Annotated in this window: 14 protein-coding genes; 8 read left to right on the top strand and 6 right to left on the bottom strand. The window is 41.0% G+C overall.

The annotated features are described in order from the left end of the window. Window positions 1–11 precede the first annotated feature (11 nt). The 6 genes from pyrH to QZ019_RS02745 form a co-directional block, all read right to left on the bottom strand. The gene (gene pyrH, locus QZ019_RS02770) at window positions 12–737 is read right to left on the bottom strand and encodes a UMP kinase (RefSeq protein WP_294567250.1); all 726 of its coding nucleotides are present in this window, start codon (window positions 735–737) and stop codon (window positions 12–14) included. Window positions 738–746: 9 nt separating this feature from the next. After that, window positions 747–1,625 carry a translation elongation factor Ts gene (gene tsf / locus QZ019_RS02765; protein ID WP_294567247.1) on the bottom strand — a complete coding sequence of 293 codons (879 nt, stop codon included), beginning with the start codon at window positions 1,623–1,625 and terminating at the stop codon, window positions 747–749. Window positions 1,626–1,724: 99 nt separating this feature from the next. Then, window positions 1,725–2,504, bottom strand: coding sequence for a 30S ribosomal protein S2 (gene rpsB, locus QZ019_RS02760; protein ID WP_294567244.1), 780 nt, complete (start codon window positions 2,502–2,504; stop codon window positions 1,725–1,727). A gap of 256 nt (window positions 2,505–2,760) precedes the next feature. Next, complete coding sequence (locus QZ019_RS02755) at window positions 2,761–3,975, bottom strand: ATP-binding protein (protein WP_295482087.1); 1,215 nt, start codon at window positions 3,973–3,975, stop codon at window positions 2,761–2,763. A gap of 143 nt (window positions 3,976–4,118) precedes the next feature. Beyond that, entirely contained in the window at window positions 4,119–6,728 is a 2,610-nt protein-coding gene (locus QZ019_RS02750; RefSeq protein WP_295482086.1) for an autotransporter outer membrane beta-barrel domain-containing protein, read from the bottom strand. A 131-nt stretch (window positions 6,729–6,859) separates the two neighbouring features. Further along, window positions 6,860–7,057, bottom strand: coding sequence for a hypothetical protein (locus tag QZ019_RS02745; RefSeq protein WP_295482084.1), 198 nt, complete (start codon window positions 7,055–7,057; stop codon window positions 6,860–6,862). A gap of 208 nt (window positions 7,058–7,265) precedes the next feature. Here QZ019_RS02745 and QZ019_RS02740 point away from each other — a divergent pair, with 208 nt between their 5' ends. From QZ019_RS02740 to dapD, 8 genes are read left to right on the top strand one after another with little or no spacing between them, the layout of a single operon-like run. Beyond that, entirely contained in the window at window positions 7,266–7,895 is a 630-nt protein-coding gene (locus QZ019_RS02740; RefSeq protein WP_295482082.1) for a TetR/AcrR family transcriptional regulator, read from the top strand. 2 nt (window positions 7,896–7,897) lie between these two features. Continuing rightward, the gene (locus QZ019_RS02735; RefSeq protein ID WP_295482080.1) at window positions 7,898–8,869 is read left to right on the top strand and encodes an HlyD family efflux transporter periplasmic adaptor subunit; all 972 of its coding nucleotides are present in this window, start codon (window positions 7,898–7,900) and stop codon (window positions 8,867–8,869) included. Between the two features lie 11 nt (window positions 8,870–8,880). Further along, entirely contained in the window at window positions 8,881–10,653 is a 1,773-nt protein-coding gene (locus tag QZ019_RS02730; RefSeq protein WP_295482078.1) for an ATP-binding cassette domain-containing protein, read from the top strand. Beyond that, window positions 10,640–11,761 carry an ABC transporter permease gene (locus tag QZ019_RS02725; protein ID WP_295482076.1) on the top strand — a complete coding sequence of 374 codons (1,122 nt, stop codon included), beginning with the start codon at window positions 10,640–10,642 and terminating at the stop codon, window positions 11,759–11,761. The genes QZ019_RS02730 and QZ019_RS02725 overlap by 14 nt, the downstream gene beginning before the upstream one ends. After that, window positions 11,754–12,836, top strand: coding sequence for an ABC transporter permease (locus QZ019_RS02720; RefSeq protein WP_294567220.1), 1,083 nt, complete (start codon window positions 11,754–11,756; stop codon window positions 12,834–12,836). The genes QZ019_RS02725 and QZ019_RS02720 overlap by 8 nt, the downstream gene beginning before the upstream one ends. Further along, window positions 12,833–13,705 (top strand): type I methionyl aminopeptidase, encoded by an 873-nt coding sequence (map, locus tag QZ019_RS02715; RefSeq protein WP_307761565.1) that lies wholly within the window; start codon window positions 12,833–12,835, stop codon window positions 13,703–13,705. Before QZ019_RS02720 ends, map begins: the two co-directional genes overlap by 4 nt. 5 nt (window positions 13,706–13,710) lie before the next feature. Next, complete coding sequence (gene glnD / locus QZ019_RS02710; RefSeq protein ID WP_295482075.1) at window positions 13,711–16,368, top strand: [protein-PII] uridylyltransferase; 2,658 nt, start codon at window positions 13,711–13,713, stop codon at window positions 16,366–16,368. Window positions 16,369–16,377: 9 nt separating this feature from the next. Further along, entirely contained in the window at window positions 16,378–17,223 is an 846-nt protein-coding gene (gene dapD / locus QZ019_RS02705) for a 2,3,4,5-tetrahydropyridine-2,6-dicarboxylate N-succinyltransferase (protein ID WP_294567215.1), read from the top strand. Window positions 17,224–17,253: the final 30 nt, after the last annotated feature.

The following is a 17,253-nucleotide window of genomic DNA, read 5'->3' as shown; positions in this document are numbered from 1 at the left end:
AAACATTCTCCTTAGTCTGAAACTAAAGTGCCCTCATCCTTGCCGGTCGCGGCACGTAATAAAGCACCTTCATTATTCATGGAAAAAACACGGATCGGCATGTGATGATCACGGGCCAGGACAAAAGCGGTTAAATCCATAACCTGCAGTTCTTTTGCCAAAACTTCGCTAAAGCTAAGCGAAGAATAGCGGACGGCTGTCGGATCCTTAACCGGATCGGCTGTATATACACCGTCCACTTTAGTTCCTTTCATGACTTCATCGCATTTAAGCTCAATTGCGCGTAAAACCGCCGTAGTATCGGTTGTGAAAAAAGGAGAACCGGTACCGCCTGCGACAATCACGACATTTCCGTCTTCAAGAGCTTTTCTGCCGGCAACTGCACTATATTGAGCACTGATGGAAGGAATACCGTAAGCACTCATCAAAACGCACTTGCCGCCCTGACGAATAAGTTCGTCACGCATTGCAAGACCGTTCATTACGGTTGCGAGCATACCCATTTGATCGCCTGCGACGCGATCAAGTCCGGCTTTTTGCAATGCAGCGCCGCGAAAAATATTTCCGCCACCTATCACTAAAGCCACCTGAACGCCGTCATCCTGTACTTTACGGATCTCTGATGCCGCATGAGCCAGGATTTGCGGTTCAATTCCGAAGCCGGCACTTCCGCCTAAAGCCTCACCGGATATTTTCAGCAAAATTCTACGCATATTGTCTGCATGTCCCGAAGTCATTAAGGTCAATTACTTGTTAGCGGCAGCGATCTGAGCCTGAACTTCTTCTGCAAAGTTCTCTTCTTTCTTAGCGATGCCTTCGCCTACTTCGTAACGGACGAAGCTTACTGCATCAGCATTGTGGCTCTTTAACAACTCACCGACAGTAACTGAAGGATCCTTAACGAAAGGCTGACCGGTCAAAGAAACTTCACCGGTAAACTTCTTCATACGGCCTTCAACCATCTTCTCGGCAATAGCGTGGGGCTTGCCGGACTTGACGGCGATCTCAATCTGAATCTGACGCTCTTTCTCGACAACTTCAGCGGAAACGTCTTCAGGATGAACGAAATCAGGCTTGTTGGCGCAAACGTGCATAGCAACATCTTTTGCCAAATCCTCGGTACCGCCGTTTAAAACGGTAACGACGCCGATACGGCGATTGGAGTGAACGTAGATGCCCAAAACATCACCGGTTACGCGGACCATGCGGCGCAAATTCATGTTCTCACCGACTTTTGCGATTAAAGCGGTTAAAGCGTCAGCAACGGTCATACCACCGAAATCAGCAGCCTTCAATGCTTCAACGTCAGCAGCACCGCTCTTTAAAGCGACATCGGCAGCTTTCTGAGCAAAAGAGGTAAACTCTGCGTTCTTGGCAGCAAAGTCGGTCTCGGAATTCAATTCGAGCATTACGACGGTATTGCCTTCGTGAGCTACGGCAATAACGCCTTCAGCGGCGGTACGGGTAGCTTTCTTGGCAGCCTTAAGAGCACCGCTCTTACGCATTGCTTCAATAGCAGCTTCGATATTGCCGTCAGCAGCAACCAAAGCCTTTTTGCAGTCCATAAAGCCTGCGCCGGTAATGTCGCGCAGTTCTTTAACCATAGCGGCAGTTACGTTTGCCATTTTTTAATCCTCAAATTCGTAAAGGGCCGGTTATCCGGCCCTAAAAAATTAACAGCTCTAAAAATAAGTCCTAATGACTTTATCTAGATAAGCCGATAATTACTCAGCCTTTGCTTCAGCAGCTTCTTCTTTAGCTTCTTCGGCAGGCTCAGCAGCTTCCTGAGCCTCAGCAGGCTGCTCAGCTTCAACGTGATTCATCTGAGCACGAGCGGCATTGATAACTTCAACTGCGCCCTTTAAATAAAGCTCAACAGCACGGATAGCGTCATCGTTACCCGGAATTACGTAATTTACGCCGTCAGGATCGGAGTTGGTATCGACAACGGCAACAACCGGAATACCGAGGTTGTTAGCTTCTTTGATTGCGATGTGCTCAACTTCAGCGTCGATAACGAACAAAGCATCAGGCAAACCGCCCATATCTTTGATACCGCCCAAAGAACGGTTCAACTTGGCAAGTTCACGAGTACGTAATAAAGCTTCTTTCTTGGTAAGCTTGTCAAAAGTACCGTCGGTAGACTGAATCTCGAGTTCCTTCAAACGCTTGATGGACTGACGAACGGTCTTCCAGTTGGTAAGCATACCGCCAAGCCAACGATGATCAACATAGAACTGACCGCAAGAAGTAGCGGCAGGGCCGATCTGATCGCATGCTGCGCGTTTAGTACCGACAAACAAAACCTTACCCTTATGAGCGACTACGCTGCTTAAGAAATTAAGAGCATCTTCGTAGCACTGTACGGTCTTTTCAAGGTTAATGATATGAACGCCGTTACGATGTCCGAAAATATAGGACTTCATCTTAGGATTCCAGTAACGGGTTTGGTGACCGAAGTGAACGCCTGCTTTAAGCATGTCGCGCATAGAAATAGATGACATGAGATTTCCTCTTTATATTGGGTTATGCCTCCACTGCTCCGTTTTTCCAACCTTAAAAAAGGCACCCGGAAAAAGCGTTTATAAGCAGTGTGTGTTTTAAAAATTACACCTAAAACCTTTACGTCCTATACGCAAAGGCTTGCGTATTTTATCATGCAAATGACAATTTTTAATGAAAAATCCCGAAAAATATCTGATTTTTGTTTTACAAAAATTCCTAAAAATCCATTAATGCAAAATCACGCTAAGTCAAAAATTAAGACCAATCATCATCGAGCAGAAAATCCCTAACATTTTTATGTATAACTCCGTCCCGACTCATATCAAATTCATCCAACGATATCACATATTTAGGAAAATTATCAGCAACCTCAAGCAACACTCCGAACTCTCGCTCGATCGTGTCGTCGGATGCAAGCATATATGCCACCTGTACGTAAATTTTCTTACCGTCTTTAGTAGCAGCAAAATCAATTTCTTTAGCGCCCATTTTTCCCACGGTTACCGAAAATCCGCGTCTTAGCAGTTCCATACACACTATATTTTCAAGAATTTGATTAATATCCTGCATATTATTGCCGCACATCGCTTGACGTATGCCATGATCTGCAACATAGTACTTTTCATTTACCGAAAGAAGCTGCTTGCCCGGCAAATCTTCTCGCTTGACACGATGAAAAAGAAAAGATTCACAACAGTAACGCAGATAATTAATTACCGTTTCAGTAGAAACTTTTCTGTGTTCGCTTTTTAAAAATTTGACTATAGAAGCGGCGGAAAAGGGCTTTCCCACATGATTTATAGAATAAAAGACAATTCTTTCAAGTAAATCAACATCTCGAATATTGCCGCGTTTTACTATATCTTTGATTACCACAGAGCTGAATAAATCATGAAGATACTGATTACAAGCCTCCTTCTGCCAATTTAAATTAGCCAAATACGGCATTCCCCCGAATGTCAGATAAGCTTTAAAACACTCTGCGTTGTCAGCATTAGGTGCTGACGAACGATACAGATCTATAAACTCAGCAAAGGAAAACGGGAAAATCTCAAACTCAATGTAACGCCCTGCCAAATATGTAGCTAACTCCCCGGATAAAAGCTTTGCATTTGATCCGGTAATGTAAATGTCGCAGTCAATTGCAACCCGTAACGAATTAACACACTTTTCCCAATCTTTTACTTCCTGAATTTCATCAAGAAAAAAATAAGCCTTTCCGGAAAAAGATTGGGCTCGCTTAATTAACTCATTGTAAAGAGTTGCTGCCGTCAGCAACGGGATATAGCACATATCCTCAAAATTTAAGGAAACTAACTGACAAGACTTTACACCTCTTTTTAGAAGCTCACCTTTTATCAGTTCAAGCATAATTGACTTTCCACTGCGGCGCATTCCCGTCATTACCTTAACCATATCGGTGTCGATAAAAGGACGTATCCGCTTAAGATATAACTCGCGCTCAATCATACATTACAACAAATATTCAATCTAAAACCACAGATTATCTTTATTATACTGAAAACTATCTTTGTATTTTTAATTTTCATTCGATATATCGAATAAAAATTAATTTTTCTATTTTTTATACGTTATAACCAACACACAGATGATCAAAACTTATATTCTGCAATAAAGGAAAAAGCCGCCCCTTGTCTGTCACCTGTACTAAGATGCACATTCGAGCCAAACGAAAAATCAGGGTACAAGGCAGATGTGACGTCAACTCCCAGGCTTCCGACAAACGAAGTACCGTCAATGTTTTCTCTGTGTAGTGCATAACCGTTGACGAAAGTTTTAACCGACGAAACAAAGATATGCTCAATACCCGCCCCTGCATTCAAACTTATAAAGGAATTGAGTTTAAAATTAAATTCAGTTCCGGCACGTAAAGCATGCGCAAAACTCGGATCAACGCTCATGCGCGAATCACTTTTATCATGAAGGTTAAAACGATCGGAAGTTTCATAAATGCCTAAATAGCGGGTATAAACATCCGCTTTAATAAAATCATTTAAGGCAAAACGGTAACCTCCGCCCACATGAATGCTGCCGTAAAGATTATGACTTACAAAAGAAGCCTCATCATCTTCATATTTTCCGTCAAAGTCGGTCTTTATATACCCAAAGCGCAGTGCCGCATCGGCATATAAACCGTTTGCAAACTCATAATCAATAAGAGTTCCCAAACCGACATAACTTAGATCCGTATCAATATCGGCGTTTTCTTTTAAACCTGCCTCACCTATTCCCGTTTCTGCAAACAAAGACCATAAAAGATTATCGTATTTAAACGCACCGCCTACGGCTAAATGATAATCTCGAATTGAAAATTCGCTTTCATTGTCATAATTTGTATAACCGCCGTGTGCTGTAGCGAATAAAGCGGATCTGTTCGTATCGCCTAATGCATATAACGCCGCCGCTTTTGCGTCCTCAATAATAAAATCCGCTCCTTGTTTTATAAGCGCAATAGAACTTAAATAAGCTTTGGATAAAGTTTTTGCTTCATCGCTTACTACAGTTTCCTCGATAAAATCATCGTTATTGACGATATCTTCAATACCAAGCTCATGCTTATATTCATGACTAACCTTTGAAGACCAGCGCTTAAACACGAAAGTATTATCACCCTCCACCACGGTATTTTCGTCGGTATAAATATCGTCGCCAGACCATAGCAGAGCTATATTTTCCTTAGGATCAACTTTATGAGAAGCAACTACCAAGGTCTTATTTTTAAGATCGATATCCGCTTTTGAACTAAGAATAAAACGATTATCCCCGACATCTTCATAATTATCGGATACTTTGATGTTTTCATTATTGACCGTAAGTTTTAAAACTTTAAATCCGTCAATGTCTTCTACCCGCACGTTACCTTCTGCGCTAATAACGTTTCGAGCATTTATAGGTTTAGTCCCGTTATAGCCTCCATAAACATTTTTAAGCTTCATACTGCCTGACAAAATAACGATATTGGCGTCAGCCGCTTTTCCTTGTCCGCCGTAAACGTTGCCTGAAACCTTGGCATTTTTAACCAATAAAGTATTGTGAGATGCGCTGATACCGCCTTTTCCGCCATAGACATCATTAACATCAGCGCCGTCAAGCACGTTAACGTAATTAAAATCCGCTTTGCCGTTTTCGCTGTAGCCGCCTGCTGCTGTATGGACCGTACCGCTTAACTCCATGTAGTTGTAGCTTGCAGATCCATTTTGTGAAAGACCTGCATAAGCGGATTCACTCACATCGGCACCTTTTTTTATCCGCAGCTGATTGCCAAAAGCTTGAGATTTGCCGGAGCCTGCAATAACAGACCCTGACACATGTGCCCCTGAATTTAAAGTAACCGAATTATTAAGCGCTTTAGCGCCGGTACTTTCACCGCCTACTATACATGTAGCCGTGCCTGCAACATCTACGGTATTGTATGAAACATCACCGTTTTCACTTTTAGCACCTATGACTTTTTGTACAGAAGCATCTTCATTTACGGTCACGAAATTAGATTCGGCAGCCCCGTTTTCAACATAAGCACCGTATATAGTTGCAACTGTTGCTCCTGAGTTTAAAATAACGCCGTTATATAAAACATCACCGTTTCGTGCATAGCCTGCATAAGAGGCCCCTTTAACTTCTCCGTTTATTTCCACGTAATTACTTTGAGCTCCGCTAAATCCGTAACCGCCTAAAACATTGCCAAACACCGTGCCGTCAATCACGACGTCATTGCTGTCAGCAGGCGCATTTAGCGCGTAACCGCCCAAAACATTGTCTGCCGTGGCATCGTCCGCGATTTCAACACTATTGCTGCGGGCATATCCCTTTGCCGTCGTATAGCCGCCAATGACATTTTTTGCCTGTCCCTTTACGGTTACCGTGTTATACATCGCAGAAGCCTTGGCATTAAATCCGCCTATAGCGTTACCGACTGAGCCTTTCTCTAAAATCGTCAGTTCATTGTCGGTGACATTAAGTGAATTATGTGAATATCCGCCAAAAACCCATCCGTCTTCAAAAGAAGATAGAACATTCACTTTATTGTAGCTTACGGTATTCCCGTCATCTAAAGTCGGACCGAACCATTCTCCTTCTCTAGCAGGATTACTGTCTGCAGAATATGCCTTATCTTCACTATCAAAATTTAAAACTGCAGCCTGAGCTGCCGTACTTAGTGCAAGCGAAACCGCGATCGCTAAAATCTTTTTACTTCTTTTCAAAATAACTCCGAATTTTTTATATCTACCTCCCATCTTATGCCTACATAATCAATTCTTTTATCAGTTGCGCTTTTTGCGCAAGTACCCATTAATTTTCACAGAGATTTAATGTAAACCTTACATTAACCGTTTTAACGACGGTGAGGTCCCGGGAAAGGACGCGGAGGCGCCGGTTTTACATGATGAAACATAGGAGGAGGTGCTTTATGCATCGGCCTTTCGATACGATGCGGTCTTGGCGGCATATGATCATAATGAACGGTACAACCGCTTAAAAACAATGTTGCAATGCCGATACTGATTACTGTTATCACTTTACTTTTTGACATATTCTTTCCCTTAAAAAATATTTTCTTTAATTATGTGAAGCAACGCTTAGCGGCAAATTAGTATCAGCAGATCTTAAGAGCTGACTGCTGCATATTCCTTTTCTTAATTTATGTGACTTCAAGCGCCAATTCTTATGTCATAACTTTTAATTCCCAATTTTTCTTCTAAACTAATTAATGACACATGTGTCATTAACTGAGGTTGCCCATGACCGAAAACAAACGGGAAAGACGCAAAGATGCACGACCTAGCGAAATACTTAATGCCGCTGCCGATAAATTTTTGACTAACGGTTTTTCCAAAACCACTTTACTTGATATTGCCAAAGCCGCAGGCATATCGCGCAGTACTATTTATCTTTATTACAAAACCAAAGAAGAGCTGTTTTTACAGGTCGTACGCGCCACAGTTAAAAATCATTCAATCGCGGTTCAAAAAGCTCAAACTACCGATAGTCAAGACGTTAAAGAAAAGATAAAAACTATTGTTGACCTTATCTATGCTATCACGGGTGATGAGCGCTATTTAAAATTACTGCTTATTTTCATTACCGAAAGCGCCAATAACCCGTTTTTAAAACAAATATTTTTCTCTGAAATCTTCGGCAAAATCACACAGCCTACTAAAAAATTGCTTATAGACGCCAGGGAAACGCAAAATTTAAGCGACATAACTTTAACCATGATCGCCGGATCGTTTTTTATTTCATCTCTTTCATCCATGATTTTAACGGAAAAAGAAAGTTTTCTGCCGTCACGTCTAACCTTAAAAGAAACACTGCCTAAACTGCTTTTAAACAGTTTGCTTCAAACTCCTTTAAAAGACGCTAAGGAGTAATCATGAAAAAGAAAATCTTAGTTTGCTTATTTCTAATTACCCTCATCCTTTTAGGTATCGTTTTATATCTTAATCAAGATAAAGAGTACCGAGGACTTAAAGCCTACGGCAACGTCGATATCAGAGAAAGTTCGCTTGCCTTTGAAATAAACGGCAAAATTAATGCGTTATTTTTTGATGAAGGACAAAAAGTCACAAAAGGAGAAATCCTTGCAACATTAGATACTAAAGCCTTAGAGCATGAAAAAAACATTAAATTATCTTCCTGCAAAGGACTTAAAGCACAATTGAATCTGCTTGAAAACGGATATAGAAAAGAAGAAATAGATAAAGCAGAAGCTGAAGTAAACGCACTTGAAAACGAAGTCAAGCTTCAGGAAAAGACATTTGCAAGAACCGATAATCTGTATAAAAAAGACGCCGTCAGTGCTCAAACGCATGACAGCGATTTCTTTAAGTTAAATGTTCTAAAAGAAGATCTTAATACGGCAAAAGCTAATCTTAGCTTACTTAAAAACGGTTATCGCCAAGAAGAAATAGATGCGCAAAAAGAAGCTTATCAAACCTGTCTTAACGAACTTGACTACATAATCTACAAAATCAAAGAGCAAAGCGTAATTAAAGCTCCCTATGACGGAAAAATACGTACCCGCAATCTTGAACTCGGGGATATGGCGTCAGCTCAAACTCCGGTTTTCACCCTATCGCAGCTTAATCATAAATTCGTGCGCTGCTACCTTACGGAACTGCAGCTTGTTAAGGTAAAAACCGGCAATAAAGTCTTAATTGAAACCGCAAGCGGCACAACAATTTCAGGAAACATTGCAGTTATAAGCGATACGGCGATGTTTACTCCTAAAACCGTACAAACAGAAGAATTACGACCACAGCTTGTTTATGAAGTACGCATTGATGTTGCCGATCCTGATGAAGTACTGCGACTTGGACAAAGCGTCAGCGTAATCTTTGAATAGAGTGAACTGCTATGGCGCAAATCAAGCTTCACGACCTCTATTTTTCCTACCAAAAAGAAGGTAAGGACAAAGCCGTATTCTCAGGAATGAATCTTAAGCTTGAAGGAAACCTAATCAGTATCACCGGTCCTGACGGATCAGGCAAAAGCACTTTTTTAAAGCTTTTAACCAGAATACTACAACCGACAAAAGGAGAATGCAGCCTTTTAATAAACAATGTTGAAAACGCATCTTCTCTTGGCTATATGTCTGAAAAGCTCGGTCTTTATGAAGAGCTTTCGGTAATTCATAATTTACGTTTTTTCTGCGCCATAAAAAACGTCGATCCTGAAAAATGCGAAGAAAAACTTAATAAACTTTTAACTAAAGTTGGACTTTTTAAATTTAAAGATTACGCGGTTAATACACTGTCAGGAGGTATGAAGCAAAAACTTGCTTTATGCTGTACTTTAGCTACCGATCCTAAAATTATTATCCTCGACGCTCCCACTGTAGGAGTCGATCCTTTATCTCGCCGTGAGATCTGGAAAATTATTTTTGATTACATAAAAAATCAAAAAGCTTTCTGCATCTTCTCAACTTCTTATTTAGAAGAAGCCGAACAATCTGAAATCTGCATATTTTTAAAAGAAGGCAAAATAATAAGCTGTGATCGCCCGTCAAATTTACTAAAGGATGTAACCGGACGCTGCTTCTCGTTTTTCTGCGACTTAAACTACAAAGATTTACTGCATTTTCTTATTATCAACAAAGAACTCAAGTTTAAATTTTTAAGCGACATCTTTCCAAGACTTAACCGCATCGATCTTTTAACTAAAAAAAACTGCGACATCCGGGAATTAAAAAATAAACTTAAAAAATTTTTTCCGGCAAGTGATTTCAAACTTACAGAACGAAAACCTTTTCTTGAAGACGTTTACATCGCGCTTAATGAAGAAAAAAAGGAAGATTTAATCATAAAAACAGAGGATGAAGCCAATTTACGCTCAAAAAACAGTATCTCTTACACCCAACCTGAAGATATCGACATAATTTCCGTAAACGACATAAAAAAATCTTTCGGTAATTTTACCGCTGTTCACCACTCGTCATTTTCCGTTAAAAGGGGTGAGATATTCGGTCTTTTAGGACCGAACGGCGCCGGGAAAACAACCACCTTCAGAATGATTTGCGGACTTTTAAATCCCACATCCGGCAATATCCTTATAAACGGATTTAATTTAAGAAAAGCAAAAGCCGCAGTCCGTGAGCAAATAGGATATGTGTCGCAAAAATTTTCTTTATATAAAAAACTTACCTTAAAGCAAAATCTTGATTACTTTGCAGGAAGCTACGGTCTTTACGGCAAAGAAAAAGAAAACCGCGTCAATTACCTTATTGATGATTTTATGCTGCGTCCTTTTTGCGCCGTTTTAGGAGAAGATTTGCCGTTTGGGATCCAGCGTCAGCTCTCAATGGCCTGTGCGCTTTTACATGATCCTAAGATTTTATTTTTAGATGAAGCCACATCAGGTGCCGATCCTTCGGCAAGACGTATTTTCTGGAAACGAATCATCGAGCTTAGCGCCAAAGGCACCAGCGTTATCGTAACCACTCACTTTATGGAAGAAGCTGAATACTGCGATCGCTTTTTAATTCAAGATAAAGGACGAATTCTTTGTCTCGGCGCTCCCGATAAAATCTGTGTAACACAAGGAAAACGCGTAAGCGTGGAAGAAACTTTTATAAGCAAAGTTGAAGAATACCGATTAAAGACTAAGGAGGCTACTTATGAATCTTCTTAGACTTAAGTATTTAATAAAAAAAGAAATAGAACAGATAAACAAAGATAAATCAATTCTTATCATCGCTTTTGTCGTGCCTTTTTTACTTATATTGATTTACGGCTACGGTATGAGCATGGATATAAAACCGGTAAAGGCAGCATTAGTCTGTGAAAATAACGCTTCCCTTGCCACTTTATTACAATCAAGACTTCAAGGTTCAGACTATCTTAAAATTCAAAACGTATTTACCCATCAGGAAGGAGAAGAGCTTCTCAATCGGCACAAAATCGATGCTATCGTTGATATTAAATCAAATCTTAAAAGTAAAAAAGACTTAAGTGACACTGAGATCTTAATTACAATTGACGGAACTTCAGGAATTTTCGGCATCACCGCACAAAGCTATCTGCAGCAGGCAATAAGCCAAGCGTTATCTTCCGACAACACAAAATCACCAATAAAATCAGTCGAACTTATATCACGGAACTGGTTTAACGAAGCCAATATTTCAAACCGTTATATTTTACCTGGGCAAACCGTCGGAATAATTACTCTCGTCGGAGCCTTCATGTGCAGTCTTGTCATCGCGCGCGAAATAAATCGAGGAACCTTTGAATCTCTTATTGCATCAAACGTCACCGCCTTTGAAATCATGCTGTCAAAAACGATTCCTTATTTTGTCATGTCATTATGGGGATCGTTTTTAACGCTTATCTTAATTGAAATTTTATTTGCCATTCCGATACGCGGATCAGTAATTTTTTTAATCCTGACCGTAAGTGCTTACACCCTGTCAAGTACATCGCTGGGACTTTTCATCTCAGCTTTAATGAAAGATCAGTTTCTTGCTACCGAATATGCGATCTTATTAAGTTTTCTGCCGGCAATTTTACTTTCAGGATCTTTATTTGATTTAAGAAGCGTTCCTGATTTTATCGCTTTTATCGGCTATCTGATTCCTCCGACATACGCGGTCGAGTCCTTTAGGATCTGTTTTTTATCAGGAGGCAATACCGACACTTTATTAATAAATTTGGCAATCATCATTTTCTACGTCGTTTTTTTCTCCGCACTTACCGTTTTTCTGCTAAAACGCGGCGGTATTAAAGGAGGACGGCATGTTTAAATCGCTTTTGCGCATTTTCTCTTTAATAAAAAAAGAATTCGTCGCAATGTGGATGGATAAAGGCACCCGCAAAATTTTAATTCTGCCTATTCTCATTCAATCCTTTATTTTCGGTTACGGCGCATCATTTAATCCTGAAACCATACCCTTTGCTTTTTACGATGAAGCGCAAAGCTCTAAAAGCTCAGAACTTTTTCATGACATAAATTCTTCTTTATTCAATCTTACGGATTATTGCTATGACTCACGTTGTCTTACCGATGCCGTAAGCAACGGCAATGCCTTAATCGGAATCTACATAAAAAGCGATTTTGAAAAAGATCCTAAAGTATTCGTCATCGCAGACGCGCGTAATACGACTTCAGCTAATATCGCGATAGGCTATTTAAATTCAATCATTGATACTTTCAACAGTAAAAACTATGCCGCTTTAAAACTTAACATCAATACTCGCCTTAGATTTAATGAAAACAATATTTCGCGTTTTAGCATCATGACGGGAATGATCCTTGCTTTAACCTTTATTCAAGTCATGCTGCTGTCAAGTCTTAGCGTCTCGCGAGAACGCGAGGACGGTACTTTTGACATGCTTTTAATGACTCCGGCAAATCCTGCGGAAATTTTAATCGGGAAGGCGGTTCCTCCTGCTTTGGTGGCTATAGCTCAAGGACTTATGCTTTTTGCCATCTGCCGTTATTATTTTGCAATTCCGTTTGCAGGAAGCCTTTTAAATATCGTTTTTGTTTTATCTTTATTTAGCATCAGCATTGTAAGTCTCGGTCTTGCCGTTTCGGCTTTGGCAAAAAGTCCACAGCAATCATTAGTGTTCGTTTTTACCTTAATTCTTCCGGCAATCATTCTTTCAGGCATGCTTACGCCAATTTCGGCAATGCCGCAATGGTTTCAGTTTATAAGTAAACTAAATCCGCTTTATTACGGTATGACTGCACTGCAAAGGATATATCTTGAAGGTCAGAGTTTTTACGAAATAGCGTATCTACTTATTCCCCTTGTTTTAATCGGAGCAGTATCCGTGCCGCTTGCCATGTATCTTTTCCGTCATAAAATTGACTGATAATCTTTAACGCAACGTGTCACAATCCTCGCTTTTTTCATATAATTTTCCTAAAACTAAAAAAGGACATTATAAAAATGGATATTTCCTTAAAATCAGCAGGCGAAATTGAAAAAATGCGCGTCGCCGGCAAACTTGCCGCCGACGTTCTTGAAATGATTACTCCGTACGTAGTTCCGGGCGTTACCACAGAAGAACTTGATGACCGCTGTCTTGAATATATCGAAAAAACTCAGCACGCAATTTCAGCATGCCTTGGCTATAACGGTTATCCAAAATGCACCTGCATCAGCGTTAATGAAGTAGTTTGCCACGGCATTCCCGGTAAAAAGCATTTGCACAAAGGAGATATCGTCAATATCGATGTTACCGTAATCAAAGATAAATATTACGGAGATACTTCCATGATGTTTATCGTAGGCGGCGAAACCTCCGTACGTAATCACAAATTATGCGAATGCGCCCAAGAATCAATGTACGCAGGCATAAAAACCGTACGCCCCGGCAGCAATTTAGCCGATATCGGAACCGCCATCGGGAAAGTGGCCCGCCGTTACGGATTTTCTATCGTTCGCGACTACTGCGGTCACGGTATCGGAAATAAATTCCATGAAGATCCGCAGGTACTGCATTATCCTAACGATTTAGACGTTTTATTAGAGCCGGGTATGACTTTTACCATTGAACCGATGATTAATGCCGGCACATGGAAATGCAAAGTAAACCGTAAAGACGGATGGACGGTTACTACCGCTGATCATCAGCCGTCCGCTCAATACGAGCACACCATTTTGGTAACCGATTACGGCTGTGAAATCCTGACTTTGCGCAGCAATGAAAACTTTGAGCGCTATGTGAAAAACGTTTAAAAAAAATGTTTGAACCGATAACCGTCCCCCGTAAAGTAAGACCCGACAAGTTAAAACAAACATGTCCTTTTACGGAAGAACTATGCGAATACAGCGTCAAAGCCGGCCGAGAATATCTTGGCAAGCTGCGCAGTTATCTTGAAGACCGCTTTAAAGACGGTTATGCGGTAGCCGAACTTTTATCCTGTCGTACTTATGTAATCGACAAACTTCTGTCAGGACTCTATCACCATTTTAATTTAACGTCCTTTGACAACTTAGCGCTTGTTGCGGTCGGAGGATACGGACGCGGAGAATTATTTCCCCTATCCGATATCGATATCTTAATTGTCGGCGATTATGACAAACTGCCTGACGAGAGTACCGAATCAATTGAATCTTTGATTTCCTTTCTATGGGATTTAAAACTTGATATCGGATCATCCGTACGTACTATTACCGAATGTGTTTTAGAAAGCCGTCAGGATCTGACTATCAAAACCAATCTGCTTGAAACCAGACTGATTTCAGGTTCGTACTACGTATACGGCAAACTGCTGCAAAAACTTGCAAGCGATCTGTATTGGGATCCGCTGCGCTTTTTAAACGCCAAGCTTCACGAACAGCTTGATCGTCACCACTCCTACAAAGATTCGGCATATTTATTAGAGCCTGACATAAAAAATAATCCGGGAGGACTGCGCGATATTCAAATCATGCAGTGGATAGCAAATTTCCACTTCCATGCAAAAACCATCAATGACATGCTGTCTTTAGGGTTATTAACCAAAAGCGAATTTGACGAGCTCATTTCCTGCCGTGACTTTTTATGGGAAACCCGCTGTGCTTTACATCTGTCTTTAACCAAAGAAGATGATCGACTTACTTTAGACATACAAAAAACCGTCGCCAAGCTTTTAGGGTTCACGGGTGACGGTACAATTGCCGTCGAAAAAATGATGCGGACTTTTTTCCGATCCATAAGACGCGTGCGCGAATTAAATTCTATGGCACTGCAGCTTGAGACTTTGCGCATAACAGGCCATTTGGGAGCCGATTCTCCCGTTTTTATCAATAGCTATTTTATAAAACGCGGACCGCTTATTGATATCATCGACCCCGACATGTTCAGCACCAATCCGGATAAAATGCTTGAAATCTTTGCCGTTATGGCCGAAACCCCGGATATTTTAGGACTGCATGTAAATTGCTTAAGACTGCTTCGAGAAGCGCGTCGCTCACTGCATCATTATTTAATTGAGATCCCCAAGTGCCGTGAAACTTTTAAGCGCCTGCTGCAAAACAGTCCTAATCTTGCATCTGCCATTACTCTTATGCATGAACATCGCGTCTTATCAGCTTACATGCCGCAATGGGAAAAAATTGAAGGACTTTCCCAATTTGACATGTTCCACACCTACACGGTTGATGAACACACGATTCACGTAATAAAAAACATTCAAGAACTCAATCAAAATAAAGAAAGCAAATACAGTTTGTTCCGCAACGTCTATCATCAAATAAACGAGCCTGAACTGTTAAACGTAGCGGCATTACTTCATGATATAGGTAAAGGCCGCGGAGGTCATCACGCTGACATCGGTGCGCATGAAGCTATTTATTTCTGCCAACTCCATGATTACACGCAATATCAGAATCGAACCGTATCCTGGCTGGTACAAAACCATCTGACCATGTCTGCTATAGCAATGCGCCGCGATATCACCGATCCTGAAGTGGTTAATGACTTTGCCAAATTGGTTCAGGACGAAGAACATTTAAACTTACTTTACTGTTTGTCCGTTGCAGACATAGCTGCAACTAACGATCATGAATGGAATTCATGGAAAGAATCCATTTTCAGACAACTTTACTTTTCCACCCGCCAGGCATTGCGTCACGGACTTGAACATCCTCAGGATATAGCACTGCACGTTAATGAGAACAAGCAAATTGCGCTGCAGTATGCTTCAGATATAAAAGAAAAAGATGTTAAAGAACTGTGGAATGATTTCTATCAAGGCTACTTCATTCGTTTCTCGCCGTTGGAGCTTGCATGGCATGCTCGCAATATAATCAAATATCCGTATACGGGTACGCCTTTAGTGCTTTTTGCTCAGCATGAAAATGTCGGAACGGAAATGTTTATCTATCAAAAGAAAGCGCCTTTTGACTTTGCCGCTGTCGCTTCCGTAATGGCATTAAAGAAAATAAATATCCAAAGTGCGCAGATTGTTCGCACCAAAAAAGATCATTGTTTGTGTTCTATAAAATTTCAGACCAAAAATGGTGCTTTAATTGATAACGATCGATTACACACTTTAAGAAAAGCCATCATACTAGGATTTGAACGCAAACCCGCTCTCCCTAAAGGTTTAGAAGAAACCAATTCATTATTTAAGATCCCGACAGTCATATCTTTTTTAAAAGACTCGGGAGCAAACCATTCCAATCTTGAAGTTTCCACGCTTGACAGATCCGGACTATTAGCTAAGATCGGCATTACTTTAGAAGCTTGCGGATGTAATATTCTGGCAGCACGCATCACCACTACGGGAGAACGCGCTGACGACTTTTTCACGCTTACCAATAAAGAAGGCACCGCCTTAAGTCAGAGCTTGAAAGATGAATTAACCGAAGAGCTGCATAAAGTGCTTGACCAGAAATCCGATTCAAAAAATTAAGGAGACAAAATGTCTGACACCAAACTTATAGAAATCATCGAAAACGCGTTTGATAATCGTGCCGCTATCAGCGCATCCTCTGTTGACGCAAATGTCCGTGCCGCAATTAACGACGTAATCGCCGGCCTTGATGACGGATCTTTGCGCGTTGCCGAAAAAATCGATGGTGAGTGGGTTACCAACCAGTGGATCAAAAAAGCAGTTCTGCTTTCTTTTAGAATTCAGGACAATTTCGTAACCGAGGCTCCGGGCGGCGCTTTTTATGACAAAGTCCCCTTAAAATTTGACGGCTACACTGCAGACAGATTTGCCAAAGAAGGCTTACGCGTAGTTCCGGGTGCCGTTGTTCGTCGCGGCAGCTACATTGAGCCCAATGCCGTTTTGATGCCGTCCTTCGTTAATATCGGTGCTCGTGTCGGATCAGGTACTATGGTTGACACATGGGCAACCGTCGGATCTTGTGCACAAGTCGGTAAACACGTTCATTTATCAGGCGGTGCCGGTATCGGCGGTGTTTTAGAGCCGGTTCAGGCAGGTCCTACCATTATTGAGGACAACTGCTTTATCGGTGCTCGTTCCGAAATCGTCGAAGGCGTTATCGTCGGAGAAGGTTCTGTTATTTCCATGGGCGTATTTATCGGTAAATCAACCAAGATTTACGATCGTACCACCGGTGAAATCATGTACGGTAAAGTTCCTCCGTACTCTGTTGTCGTTTCAGGCAACTTGCCTTCAAAAGACGGCAAATATTCACTTTACGCAGCTATCATCGTTAAACACGTTGATGAAAGAACCCGCTCCAAGATCGGTCTTAACGAATTATTGCGTCAGGCTGAAGAAGAAGCCCATCAATAAGTTATTTTTATTAAAAGATCTTAAAACCCG

Origin of the sequence: uncultured Succinatimonas sp. (assembly GCF_905203285.1) — a bacterium.
In the GTDB taxonomy this organism is placed as follows: domain Bacteria; phylum Pseudomonadota; class Gammaproteobacteria; order Enterobacterales; family Succinivibrionaceae; genus Succinatimonas.
This window is presented reverse-complemented; position numbering and strand designations above follow the sequence as displayed.